Source organism: Nonomuraea ferruginea (assembly GCF_039540635.1).
GTDB lineage: Bacteria > Actinomycetota > Actinomycetes > Streptosporangiales > Streptosporangiaceae > Nonomuraea > Nonomuraea ferruginea.
Map to the genome: position 1 here is coordinate 122,605 of NZ_BAABFD010000009.1, position 12,251 is coordinate 134,855.

Here is a 12,251-nt window from a genome sequence, read left to right on the forward strand (position 1 = left end):
CCCATGATCGACCAGGAGAAGCCGTGATCCCCCATTCGGTGCCGCGCGTGCTGCGGCTGGGACCGGCCCGGCTCACCGCCGGACTCGACCACACCAGGCGGCTGGACCTGCCGGCGCATCGCACGCTCCACGGCGACCAGGTGCCCCGCACGCTGGACGACATCATCGCCCAGGTGGAGGAGGTGGACATGCGCGGGCGCGGCGGCGCGGCGTTCCCGTTCGCGCGCAAGCTGCGGGCGGTCTCCGACGCCGCCGGCTCGGGCGAGTGCGTGGTCCTGGTGAACGGGGCCGAGGGGGAGCCCGCCAGCTCCAAGGACGCGATGCTGCTCGTCCGCAACCCGCACCTGGTGCTAGACGGCGCCGTGCTGGCCGCGGAGGCGCTCAACGCCCGCGAGGTGGTGGTCGCCACCGTGGCGGGCGAGGTGGCCGAGTCGTCCATCACCGCCGCCGTGGCCGAGCGGCGCGCCGCCAACGTGGCGGGCGCCGCCGAGAGCCGCATCGGGATCCGCGTCGTCGGCCTGCAGGAGCGGTTCATCTCCGGCGAGGGCGGCGCGCTGGTGCGCGCCGTCAACGGCCTGGAGCCGGTGCCGCCCGGCCGGAAGCGGCGGGCCAGCACGAGCGGCGTGGACGGCCTGCCCACCCTGCTGTCGAACACCGAGACGTACGCGCAGCTCGCGGTGCTGGCCGAGCTCGGCGCCGAGCAGTACGCGAAGGTGGGCACCAGCAGGGAGCCCGGGACCGTGCTGCTGACGGTGAGCGGCGGGGCCGCGAACCCGGCGGTGGTGGAAGCCCCGACGGGCACCAGGCTGATCGACGTGCTCGACGTGTGCGAGTCGGAGATCGGCGACGGCGTGCTCATCGGCGGCTACCACGGCGCCTGGCTGGACTCCCGCACGGCGATGTCGGCGATCGTCTCGCGCGAGGGCATGAAGCAGGCGGGCGGCAGCCTGGGCGCCGGCATCGTGGTGCCTCTCGGCGAGTCGACCTGCCCAATCGGCGAGGCGGCCCGGGTGGCCGCGTACCTCGCCGCCCAGTCGTCGGGGCAGTGCGGCCCGTGCCGGCTGGGCCTGCCCGACGTGGCCAGGGGCCTGACGGCGCTGGCGGACGGCACGGGCTCGATCGACGCGGTGCGCCGCTCGGTCCGCGCGGTGGAGCGGCGGGGGGCCTGCTTCCACCCGGACGGCACGGCCAGGTTCGTGCTGTCGTCGCTGGACGCGTTCGAGGAGGACATCGCGCTCCACCTGGAGCATGGCTCCTGCGGGCGGCCGGTGCGCGGCGTGCTGCCGCTGCCGGAGCGCGAGGACGAGCCGGAGTACCGCCTGGACGTCGACTGGACCCGCTGCCAGGGGCACGGGCTCTGCGCGCACCTGCTGCCGGAGTTCGTGACGCTGGACGACTACGGGTTCCCGTCGTTCAAGACGGTGCCCGGCTGGATGCTGAAGGAGGCGAACCGGGCCGTGGACATGTGCCCGGCGCTCGCTCTGCGGCTGGCGGAGGCGGGTTGACCGCTACAGGCCGAGCAGCGGGAGACACGGGCCCAGGTGGTGGATCTCGATCCCCTCCACCGGGGTCCAATCGGCGCGGGGCAGGCGGAAGTTGCGTGAGACGACCGGCCTGCCCTGCCGCCTGTGCAGGGTGATGCCGTCATCGTGGTAGCCGAACTTCCTGGTCACCGCGATCGAGGAGTGGTTGTCCTCGAACGCCTCGGTGGTCGCGTACTCGGCGCCCAGGCCGGCGAAGGCCAGGTGGAGCACCGCGCCGCGCATCTCGGTGCCGATGCCCATGCCCTGGAACCGGCGGCCCAGCCAGGACCCCGACGACACCTCGCGCAGGAGCGTGAAGTCGCGGCCGGCCAGCGCCTGCGTGCCGACGATCCGGCCCTCGAAGACCACCACGAAGTCCAGCGACCACTTGGCCGGCGACAGCTCGCCCCACTGCCGGAAGTGGTACTGGATCGTGCTGTGGGCCCGTTCGGCCGGGGCCGCCTCGGACCAGGGGAACAGGAACGGCATCACGCCGGCTTCGTGCACGCCTTCGGCCGCCCGTTCCGCGAGCTCGTCCAGGTCCTCAAGTGAGGGATAGCGGAGTTCGAGACGCGGCGTCGTGATGGAAAGTCGAAAAAACGGCCAACTACGCATAGTTCCGTATATTTCCACCGAAAGGCCGCGTCAGCGAACGCTTTTCTCTCGACTGTCAAAAACCCGCGAAACGCTGAAAAGCGGCCCATCGTCCGTACATGATGGACTTCACTCGGCAAGGGCCGGTGTCAGCGGGCAGGACTCCCGCCGGTACCTGCCCGGAGCGACCCCGTGCGCGCGCTTGAACGCGTTGGCGAACGCGAACTCCGAGCCGTAGCCCACGCGGCGCGCGACCTCGCTCAGCGGCGCGTCGGTCGAGCGCAGCAGCCGCGCGGCGGTGGCGAGCCGCCACCAGGTCAGGTAGCCCAGCGGCGGCTGCCCCACCAGCGTGGCGAAGCGGCGGGCGAAGGCGGCCCGGGAGAGCCCGGCCAGCTCGGCGAGCGAGGCGACCGTCCACGGGCGGGCGGGGTCGCCGTGGACGGCCTCCAGGGCGGCGCTGATGCCGGGGTCGGCCAGGGCGGCGGCCCAGCGGCCGACCGTGCAGCGCTCGACGTCGAAGTCCAGGTAGGCGCGCATGATGTAGAGGAGCAGGGTGTCGAGCAGGGACGCCACGATGGTGTCCGCGCCCAGCCGCGGGTCGGCGATCTCGGCGGCGAGCAGGTCGACGGCCGCACGGAGCTCCCGCTGCTCCCCCAGGCGCGCGGGCAGGTGGATCAGGTCGGGCAGATCGCGCAGGATCGGGTGGCCGAGCGTCTGGTCGAGCCGGTAGCCGCCGCAGAGCGTCACCGTGACCGCGCCGGACCCGCCCGCCGAGGCGGAGGCGAACAGCTCGATCTCCCCGTCGGGACCGCAGTGGCTGTCGGCGATCTCGGTGGCCGGCGAGTCGGCCAGCACGTAGCCATGGCCGTGCGGGAAGAAGAGCACGTCGCCGACGTGGAGCTGGATCGGCTCGCCCGAGTCGGGGAGCAGCCAGCAGGACCCTTGCAGGATCACCTGGAAACCGGCGGAGCCGGGCATCGCGGGGAACCGCTGACCCCACGGCGCGTGCCAGGCGACGCGGACGGAGTGGGGCAGCCCGACCCGCATGCCGGCGATCACATCGCTGAGTACGTCCACAGGATGAGTCTAGCCCGGAAGACGATCGCGTATAAACGACAGACATTCACGCATTGGAAGGCGCACCCATCCCTCCTACCGTTGCTTGCGGCAGAGGAGGATTCCGTGACCACGACCCTGATGCGCGCCGCGCGCATCCATGAGTACGGCGACGCCGGCGTGATCCGTTACGAGGCCGTGCCGAGACCGTCTCCCGGGCCGGGCGAGGTGCTCGTCCGGATGGCGGCCACCTCGTTCAACCCTTCGGAGGTGGGGCTGCGGGCGGGCTACCTGAAGGACGTGCTCGACCTGACGCTGCCGCTCACGCTGGGCTGGGACCTGGCGGGCACCGTCGCCGAGACCGGCCGGGGCGTCACCCGCTGGTCGCCGGGCGACCGGGTGTTCGGCCTGGTGAGCGGGAGCGCCGCCGAGTACGCGGTCGCTTCCGAGACCGAGCTGGCGGCCGCGCCGGAGGGCATCCCGCTGGCCCACGCCGCCGCGATCCCCGTCGCCGGGCTGACGGCCTGGCAGGCGGTGTACGAGGAGGCGGGGATCCGGGCCGGGCAGCGGGTGCTCGTCAACGGCGCGGGCGGCGGGATCGGCCTGTTCGCCGTGCAGCTCGCCAAGCGGGCGGGGGCGACCGTGACCGCCACGGCGAGCCCGCGCAGCCGGGAGGCGGTGGCCCGGCTGGGCCCTGACGAGATCGTCGACTACACGGCGGAGCCGCTGCCCGGCGGCATGGACGTGGTGCTCAACCTGGCGGCCGTGGCCCCCGCGGACGCGGCGGCGCTGGCCTCGCTCGGCGACCTGGTCATCACCGTGGCCACACCGGTCGAGGCCCCGAACGCCCGCCACTTCGTCAGCCGCGCCGACCCGGGCCAGCTCGCCGAGATGGCGGCGCTGATCGACAAGGGCGAGCTCGTCGTCGAGATCGCCGAGACCCACCCGCTCACCGCGTCGGCCGAGCTGCACCGCAGGGCCGAGGCCGGCGAGATCCGCGGCAAGATCATCATCACTTTCTGAGGAGCACTTCATGATCAGGATTGGCATCGTCATCGGCAGCACCAGGCCCGGCCGGGCGGCCGAGACCGTCGCCCGCTGGGTGCACGACCTGGCGGTCAAGCGCGGCGACGCGGACTACGAGCTGGTCGACCTGCAGGACTTCGCGCTGCCGCACCTGGACGAGGCGGTGCCCGCCGCCATGGGCCAGTACGCGCGTGAACACACGAAGGCGTGGTCGGAGCGGATCTCCGGGCTCGACGGCTTCGTGTTCGTCACCCCCGAGTACAACCACTCGTACACGGGGGCGCTGAAGAACGCCATCGACTTCCTCTTCCACGAGTGGGGCGACAAGTCCGCGGGCCTGGTCAGCTACGGCGTCGACGGCGGGGCGCGGGCGGCCGAGCACCTGCGGCAGGTGCTCGGCCAGGTCAAGATCGCCGACGTGCCGGCCCAGGTCACGCTCTCGCTCTACACCGACTTCGAGAACATGAGCGTGCTGGCCCCCGGTCCGCACCAGGAGGAACGCGTCACGGTCATGCTCGACCAGGTCGGCTCGTGGGCGAAGGCGCTGCGCCCGCTCAGGGTGTGAAGTAGCGCAGCACCTCGGGGTTGGCCATGGCGTCGGGGTTGGCCGCCTGCTCGACGGGCGTGCCGAGCAGGATCTTGCGTACCGGCACCTCGAGCTTCTTGCCCGACAGCGTGCGCGGGATGCCGGGCACCGCGTGGATCTCGTCGGGCACGTGGCGGGGCGACAGCTCCTTGCGCAGCGCCGTGCGGATCGCCCGCTCCACCTCGGGGGTCATGTCGGCCCCGTCGGCGAGCGTCACGTACAGCAGCAGCCGCCCTTCCTGCCCGAGCTGGCCGGTGTCGATGACGAGGCTGTCGGCCACCTCGCCGAACCGCTCCACGACCCGGTAGAACTCGCTGGTGCCCATCCGGACGCCGCCTCGGTTCAGCGTCGAGTCGGAGCGGCCGTAGATGACGCAGCTGCCGTCGTCGTTCAGCTTGATCCAGTCGCCGTGGCGCCACACGCCCGGGTAGACGTCGAAGTAGCTCTCCCGGTAGCGCTCGCCGTCGGGGTCGTTCCAGAACCCGACCGGCATCGAGGGCATCGGCGCCGTGATGACCAGCTCGCCGACCTCGCCGACGACCGCCTTGCCGCTGGGGTCGAAGGACTCCACCTTCGCCCCCAGCGACCGGCACGGGATGACCCCGGCCCTGATCGGATGGAGCATGGTGGCCCCGACGAACCCGGTGCAGACGTCGGTGCCGCCGGAGAACGACCCGATCGGCACCCCAGGCAACCGCTCGCTCACCCAGGCGAACCCCTCCGGCGGCAGCGGCGACCCGGTCGAGCCGACCCCGCGCAGCCGCTCCAGCCCTGCGGGGACGACCCCGGCCTTCATCGAGGCCATGAGGTACGGCGCCCCCACCCCGAAGTAGGTCACCCTCTCGGAGGCGGCGATCCGCCACAGCGCGGCGGGCGACGGATGGGCGGCCGAGCCGTCGTAGAGCACCGGGGTGGCCCCCACCAGCAGGGCACCGATGAGGTAGTTCCACATCATCCAGCCGGTCGTGGTGTACCAGAAGAACACATCGCCCTCACCCAGGTCCTGGTGGAAGGAGAGCGACTTGAGGTGTTCCAGCACGACGCCGCCGTGGCCGTGCACGATCGGCTTGGGCAGCCCGGTCGTGCCGCTGGAGTAGAGGATCCACAGCGGGTGGCCGAACGGCACCCGCTCGAACTCCAGCGGCCCCGCCACCGCGCGCAGCCCCTCCCAGCCGATCACCTCGCCGTGCGGCACCTCGGCGGTGTCCGGCCCCGCGGGCTCGGCGTGCTGCGGCGGCCGCCCGTCCTCGGCGGCGGCGAGGTACGGGATCCACACGGTGGCGCGCAGGCTGGGCAGCGCGGCGGCGATCTCGTTGACCGCGTCCGAGCGGTCGAAGCTCTTCCCGTTGTAGCGGTAGCCGTCGACCGCGATGAGCACCTTGGGCTCGATCTGCGTGAACCGGTCGACCACGCTCGGCACCCCGAAATCGGGCGAGCCGGCCGACCAGATCGCGCCGAGCGACGCGGTCGCCAGGAACGCGATCAGCGCCTGCGGGATGTTCGGCAGGTAGCCGGCCACCCGGTCGCCGCGCCCGACCCCGAGCCGCACCAGGCCGGCCCGCACCCGGGCGACCTCGTCACGCAGCTCGGCGTACGAGATCTCCTGCCGGGCGCCGTCTTCCGAGACGAACACGACCGCGGTGCCCTCGGTGCGCCGCAGGGCGTTCTCCGCGTAGTTGACGGCGGACCCGGTGAACCATTCGGTGCCGGGCATCGTCCCAGAGATGACGGGCCCGTCGCCACGCTCTCCGACCACCTGGAAGTAGTCCCAGATCGACGACCAGAACTCCGCCGGGTGGTCGACCGACCACTGCCACACGTCCTCGTACGCCTCGCCGGGGCGGCCCAGCCACGCCAGATAGCGTGTCAGCTCGGCGCGGGCCACGATCTCGTCGGTCGGTTCCCAGAGAAGTGCACCTTCAGCAACCATGTGCCCCATCCTGTCGGCAGGCCGGGCGGGATTCATACCCGCGTTCCCACATAACTTGCTAGCGCCTCAGGTGGTCCACCGCCATACGCGCGGCCGTGCCGATCACCGCGTCGGCGCGCGGATGGTTGAGTGCGGCGCTGAAGGCGCGGGTGATGACCGCCACGGCGTAGCGGCCGCCGTCGGGATACTCGACCACGCCCGCCTCGCCGCGCATCGTCGGCAGCGTGCCGGTCTTCCCGCTGACCGCCACGTCGTCGTACGGGAAGCCGGCGGCCAGCCGGTGCGGCCAGACCTGGAGGTTGAGCACGGTGCGCATCCACGCGCAGGACTCGGGCGAGGCGGCCTCGTCGTGCCAGATCAGCCCGAACAGGCGGGCCAGCTCGCGCGGGGTGCTGCGGTTGGTGCGGGCGGGGTCGAGCGCCCGCATCCTGGCCAGGTCCTCCGGGTCGAGGTACGGCCAGCCGTGCCCGGTGTCGACCGCCATGCTCCCGTTGGTCTCCCCCGCGGTCATCAGCACGCGGGTGGCCTCGAACCCGAACCCTTCCAGCATGGCGTTGACCGCGTCCATGCCGACCCTGGACAGCAGCGCGTCGGCGGCGGTGTTGTCGCTCACCGCGATCATCAGGTAGGCGAGGTCCCGCAGCGACATGGTGACGTCGTCGTGCATGGCCGACAGGCCCGTGGGGCCGGCGGCCCGGTCGGCGGCGGTGACGGTCACCCGGCCGGTCAGGTCGAGCAGCCCGGCGTCGGCCTGCCGGCAGAGCTCGACCATCAGCGCCACCTTGAACATCGAGGCCATCGGCAGCCACTCGTCGGGGTCGTGGCCGACCTCCCGCCCGGAGTCGAGGTCGGCGGCGAACAGCCAGCCGGTCACGCCCGCCACCCGGAACAGCTCCGCGAACGCCGGCCCGGTCATGCCAGCATCCCCGGCCTCCGGCTGACCCGCCGCACGGGGGCCGCCGCCTCGTCCGTCATCCCGGCCCGCTCCTTCAGAATCCGTACGGCCAGCGCGGAGAAGCCCTTGACCGCCTCCGTCTCCGCCCGCCAGGCCGTGGAGACCTTATAGGCGATGGGGGAGCCTAGCAGCGGCCGCCAGGCCAGGCCCGGCACCTCCGCCCTGGGCGCGAACGCCACCGCCATCCCGGCCAGCACCAACCCCAGCCCGGCGCCCTGGTGGACCTGGCCGGGCACGTAGCCGTGGCGGCGGCACTCGGCCAGCGTCTCGGCGTGCATGCCGGGCTCCCCCTCTCTGGGCGGCATCAGCAGCTCGCGCCCGCCGAGGTCGGCCAGGTGCAGCTCGCCCGCGCGGGCCAGCGGGTCGCTTTCGGCCAGCAGCACGCCCTGCGGCTGCACCAGCAGCGGGCCGAAGCCGAGCCCGGGGGCGTTCACCGGGTGGCGCACCAGGCCCACGTCGATCGTGCCGCCGGCCAGCGCCGTCACCTGGTCGGCCGTCCAGATCTCCGCCGGCGCGAGCCGTACGCCCGGACTGGTCTCGCGGAAGCCCTCGACCAGGGCGGCGATCGCGGCGGCGGCCAGGTCGGGCGGCACGCCGACCTTCAGCACGGCGCCCTCGCCGTGGCGGGCCAGCTCGTGCAGCCGGTCGACCCTGGCCACGATCTCCCTCGCCTCGCCGAGCAGCAGCCTGCCCGCCTCGGTGAGCCGGACCTGGCGTCCGCCCCTGTCGAACAGCCGCACGCCCAGCTCCTCCTCCAGGCGCTTGATGCGCTGGCTGAGGGGCGGCTGGGCCATGCCGAGCCGGATCGCGGCGTTGCCGAAGTGGAGCTCCTCCGCGACGACGGTGAAGTAGCGGAGGTGGCGGACCAGGTCCATGGCCAGCCACTATATCTAGATTTATATCGATGAGGGCCATATATCAGTATTGGACAGGCTGTGTCGGGCTCTGCTGTCCTCGTCGCATGGCTTCGCAAATGGGGGAAATGTACGCATATCTGCAGCCGGAGGCCGCTCCCCGGCGCAGGAGACGCAGGTGGCCGTGGATCGGGGCCGCGATCATGGTGCCGGTGGTCGCCGCGGGGACCGTATGGGCGCTGCGCACCACGGGCTCGCCGGAAGAGGTGGCCGACGCCTACCTGACGGCGTGGAGCGGGGGCGACTACGCGGCGATGCGGGAGCTGGTCGCCGACCCGCCCGCCGACTTCGAACGCCGCCACCGCCGCTTCCTCGCCGACCTGAAGGCCGAGCACATCACGCTGCGACGGCACGTGCCCAACGGCGTCTTCGCCGCGAGCGCCGAGGACACCGGCTCGGTCAGCTTCACCGCCGCCGTGCAGGGCGCGGGCGACTGGAGGTACGGCGGGGAGCTCAAGGTCGTCGAGCGGGACCGCACCTGGAAGATCGACTGGAGCCCGGCCGCGCTCCACCCCGAGCTGACCGGGAACCGGTCGATCAGGCTCATCCGGGTCGAGGACGAGGCCACCCCGGTACTCGCCGCCGACGGCACCCGGGTCGACGCCCCCGGCTCCCCCGGCTCGGTGCAGCAGCTCGTCGCGGGGCTGCGCGAGACCTACCCCGACCGGTTCGCCGAGACCAAGAGCAACCTTGTGCGGCTGTACGAGGGCGGCAAGCCGGTCAAGACCCTGTCGGGAACGCGGGAGAAGGAGCCCGTGCGCATCACGGTCGACCTGAAGGTGCACGCGGCCGGCGCCGCGGCGCTGGAGGACGTGGACAAGCCGGCCGCGCTGGTGGCGCTGCGGCCCTCCACCGGGGAGATCCTGGCCGCGGTGAACAAGCCCGGCGGGTTCAACCGGGCGCTGCTCGGCAAGTACCCGCCGGGCTCGACGTTCAAGGTGGTGACCGCCGCCGCGCTGGTCGCCGGCGGGGCCGAGCCGGACGCGGACGTGTCCTGCCCGGCCGAGCAGAACATCGGCGGCTTCCCGTTCCACAACGCCGGGTTCAAGGACTTCGGCACGCTGTCGTTCCGTGACGCGTTCGCGCACTCGTGCAACACGACGTTCGGCGACATGACGGTGTCGGGCCTGGGCGCCGAGCGCCTGGCGGAGGTGGCCCGGAGCTTCGGCTTCGGCGAGAAGATCACCCCGGGGGTGCCGGCGGTCAAGGCCGACTTCCCCGCCCCGAAGGACGCCACCGACCTCGCCTCGGCCTCCATCGGGCAGGGCAGGGTGCTGGCCAGCCCGCTCAACATGGCGTCGGTGGCCGCCGCGATCGCCGACGGCGCCTGGCGCCCGCCCCGGCTCGTGGCCGAGGAGGCGGTGCCCGACCGCACGCTGCGGCCGCGGCCGCTGGAGGACGACGTGGTGGCCGCGCTGCGCGACCTCATGCCCGCCGTCGTCACCGACGGCACCGCGCACGCCGTACGCTTCCCGCCCGGTACCGCGGGCAAGACCGGCACCGCCGAGTACGGCTCGGGCAAGGAGCCGCCCTCGCACGCGTGGTTCATCGGCTACCGGGGCGACCTGGCCTTCGCCGTCGTGGTGGAAGGCGGGGGCGCGGGCTCCGCGGTGGCGGCCCCGGTCGCGGCCCGCTTCCTGCGCGAGCTGAGCTGATCATCCCGCGCCTTCGGAACCGGCCTGGTCGCCCTGATCAGCCCGCCTTGCGGTCCATCGGGCTGGTCAGCGCGGCGACCGCCGCCACCACCTCGGCGGCGTTCGACAGGTCGGGCAGCACGATGTCGGCCCCCGCCTCGCGCAGCTCGGCCGCCGTCGCGCGCCCCGAGGCCACCGCGACCATCCCGGCCCCGCCGATGCGGGCCGCCTGCACGTCACGCGCCGAGTCGCCGATCATCACCGTGTTGGCCGAGGTGAACGGGACGCCCAGGCGCTCCTTGGCCCGGCCCTGGGCGACCTGCAGCAGGCTCGCCTTCGGGTAGGGCTCCTCGCCGTAGCCGCCGAGCTCGAAGTCGACGTACTTGTCGAGCCCGAACGCCCTGAGCTTGAGCACCGCGTTGCTCTTGATCGTGCCGGTCAGCACGGCCTGGATCGCGCCGTCGAGCCGGGCCACGGACCTGAGCGCGTCCTTGGCCCCGGCCATCATCCGGCCCTCCTTGGCCAGCCGCTTGCGCCGGTCGGCGAAGGCCGCGGACAGCGCGTCGAGGAAGCGCGGCAGGTGGTCGTCGTCGGCGACGACGCCGTTGACGGCCAGTGTCTCGAAGATGATCTCGGAGTCGGGCCGGCCCATCGGCGGCACCAGCTTGACCAGCGGCCGCCCGGTCACGGCGCGGAACGCCTCGGCGTAGGCGTCTCTGGTCACGATCGCCACGTCGACCAGCGTGAGGTCGACGTTCCACAGCACCAAGCGGTTGATGGCAGCCTCCTGAAAGCGAACCCTTGCCAGGTTACGGCCAACTCCGCCGCCGGGGCCGCCCTCCGCCGGTTTCAGGTATGGTCGAGCGCCTCGGCGAGCGTGTCGACGACCGGGAAGCCGGTCGACTCCAGCTCCTCCCTGGTCGACATGCCCCCGGTGTAGAGCACCGCGCGGGCGCCGACATGGCGGGCCGCCACCCCGTCGTCGACGCTGTCGCCGATCACCAGCACGTCGCGCGGGCGCACGCCGACCGAGGCGATGTGGGCCTCCATGTGGGCCGCCTTCTCCCCGCCCGTCACGCCGAGCAGCCCGTCGACCCGGTTGAAGTGGCGGGTGATGCCGAACGAGTCGACCTTCGGCACGAGATGGGAGTGCGGCGCCATGGAGCAGAGCGACTGCGTGCCCGTCCACGTGGTCAGCGTCACCTCGGCGTCGGCGGCCAGCCCGCAGACGCCGCTCAGGCGGTAGTAGGCGTCGTGGAAGCCGTCGTCGAGCAGCTCCCACTCCCCCTCGGTCAGCGGCCTGCCCAGCATGCGCTCGTACGCGACCCAGATGGGCCTGGTGTAGACGGCGCGGAACCCGTCGGCGGTGAGCGGGGGCAGCTCGTACGCCTTGAAGACCTCGTTGGTGGCTCCGACCACGGCGTCGATGTCGTGGAAGAGGGTGCCGTTCCAGTCCCACACGATGTGCTTCGTCATGTCACCCGCCTGCCTGGTCGAGGGTCAGGAGGTCGGGGATCTCCTGCGTCGCGTACCACATCAGCTCGTGGGCCTCGGCGCCGTCGACGACGAACCGGGCGTCGTCGTCGCCCCCGTCGGCGTCGGGGAGCGCGGCGACGGCCGCCTTGACGTCGGCGACCGCGTACTCGTCGTCGACGTGCACGGCCGCCACCTTGGCCAGCGGGACCGGCTCGGCGACCCGTACCCTGCCCTTCTCCTCCACGTCGGCGTTCGCCTGGATGGCGCCGTCGGCCACCTCGGCGGCCACCACGACGCGGCGGGGCGCGGCGTGCACGCCGTCGGCCAGATCGGCGGCGAGCATGCGCAGCGAGGCGCGGGCGGCCTCGGTGAGGGCGACGTACTCGAGCTCCTCGGTGTCGCCCGAGGCGTACCACTCGACCAGCGCGGGCGTCACCGCGTAGCCGGTCAGCGGGGCGGGGCCGAGCTCACCGGTCTCGACGGCCCTGGCCAGCGCCGGCAGGGTGCACGGCAGGTAGACGCGCATCAGGAACCTTTCGCAGCTTGCACGGGCACCA

At 72.7% G+C, this 12,251-nt stretch carries 12 protein-coding genes; 4 read left to right on the forward strand and 8 right to left on the reverse strand.

The features are described from left to right. Positions 1-23 precede the first annotated feature (23 nt). A complete protein-coding gene (locus ABD999_RS18600) occupies positions 24-1,505 on the forward strand; it encodes an NADH-quinone oxidoreductase subunit NuoF family protein (RefSeq protein ID WP_271276709.1) in 1,482 nt (493 codons plus the stop codon). Between the two features lie 3 nt (positions 1,506-1,508). Here ABD999_RS18600 and ABD999_RS18605 read toward each other — a convergent pair whose 3' ends face one another. Then, positions 1,509-2,138: a GNAT family N-acetyltransferase gene (locus ABD999_RS18605; protein ID WP_271276708.1), complete on the reverse strand. Its 630-nt coding sequence runs from the start codon at positions 2,136-2,138 to the stop codon at positions 1,509-1,511. A 108-nt stretch (positions 2,139-2,246) separates the two neighbouring features. After that, positions 2,247-3,194, reverse strand: a complete 948-nt coding sequence (locus ABD999_RS18610) for an AraC family transcriptional regulator (protein WP_148034199.1) — start codon at positions 3,192-3,194, stop codon at positions 2,247-2,249. Positions 3,195-3,299: 105 nt separating this feature from the next. Here ABD999_RS18610 and ABD999_RS18615 point away from each other — a divergent pair, with 105 nt between their 5' ends. Then, a complete protein-coding gene (locus ABD999_RS18615) occupies positions 3,300-4,196 on the forward strand; it encodes an NADP-dependent oxidoreductase (protein ID WP_271276707.1) in 897 nt (298 codons plus the stop codon). 10 nt (positions 4,197-4,206) lie between these two features. Further along, positions 4,207-4,764 carry an NADPH-dependent FMN reductase gene (locus ABD999_RS18620; protein ID WP_219543550.1) on the forward strand — a complete coding sequence of 186 codons (558 nt, stop codon included), beginning with the start codon at positions 4,207-4,209 and terminating at the stop codon, positions 4,762-4,764. Here the strand turns inward: ABD999_RS18620 and ABD999_RS18625 are convergent. Genes ABD999_RS18625 through ABD999_RS18635 form a run of 3 tightly spaced genes read right to left on the reverse strand, consistent with a single transcriptional unit; the run spans position 4,754 to position 8,545 of the window. Then, a complete protein-coding gene (locus ABD999_RS18625) occupies positions 4,754-6,715 on the reverse strand; it encodes an acetoacetate--CoA ligase (RefSeq protein ID WP_271276706.1) in 1,962 nt (653 codons plus the stop codon). The genes ABD999_RS18620 and ABD999_RS18625 overlap by 11 nt on opposite strands. 58 nt (positions 6,716-6,773) lie before the next feature. Then, positions 6,774-7,631, reverse strand: a complete 858-nt coding sequence (locus ABD999_RS18630; protein WP_148034202.1) for a serine hydrolase — start codon at positions 7,629-7,631, stop codon at positions 6,774-6,776. Further along, positions 7,628-8,545, reverse strand: a complete 918-nt coding sequence (locus tag ABD999_RS18635) for a LysR family transcriptional regulator (protein WP_219543552.1) — start codon at positions 8,543-8,545, stop codon at positions 7,628-7,630. The genes ABD999_RS18630 and ABD999_RS18635 overlap by 4 nt, the downstream gene beginning before the upstream one ends. Before the next feature lie 107 nt (positions 8,546-8,652). Here ABD999_RS18635 and ABD999_RS18640 point away from each other — a divergent pair, with 107 nt between their 5' ends. Beyond that, positions 8,653-10,239, forward strand: coding sequence for a penicillin-binding transpeptidase domain-containing protein (locus ABD999_RS18640; protein ID WP_271276705.1), 1,587 nt, complete (start codon positions 8,653-8,655; stop codon positions 10,237-10,239). 37 nt (positions 10,240-10,276) lie between these two features. Here ABD999_RS18640 and ABD999_RS18645 read toward each other — a convergent pair whose 3' ends face one another. The 3 genes from ABD999_RS18645 to ABD999_RS18655 all read right to left on the reverse strand — a co-directional run bounded on the left by ABD999_RS18645 (position 10,277) and on the right by ABD999_RS18655 (position 12,220). After that, positions 10,277-10,984 carry an HAD family hydrolase gene (locus tag ABD999_RS18645; protein WP_271276714.1) on the reverse strand — a complete coding sequence of 236 codons (708 nt, stop codon included), beginning with the start codon at positions 10,982-10,984 and terminating at the stop codon, positions 10,277-10,279. A gap of 83 nt (positions 10,985-11,067) precedes the next feature. After that, positions 11,068-11,694 carry an HAD family hydrolase gene (locus ABD999_RS18650; protein ID WP_148034205.1) on the reverse strand — a complete coding sequence of 209 codons (627 nt, stop codon included), beginning with the start codon at positions 11,692-11,694 and terminating at the stop codon, positions 11,068-11,070. 1 nt (position 11,695) lies between these two features. Continuing rightward, positions 11,696-12,220, reverse strand: coding sequence for a DUF6912 family protein (locus tag ABD999_RS18655; protein ID WP_148034206.1), 525 nt, complete (start codon positions 12,218-12,220; stop codon positions 11,696-11,698). Positions 12,221-12,251 lie beyond the last annotated feature (31 nt).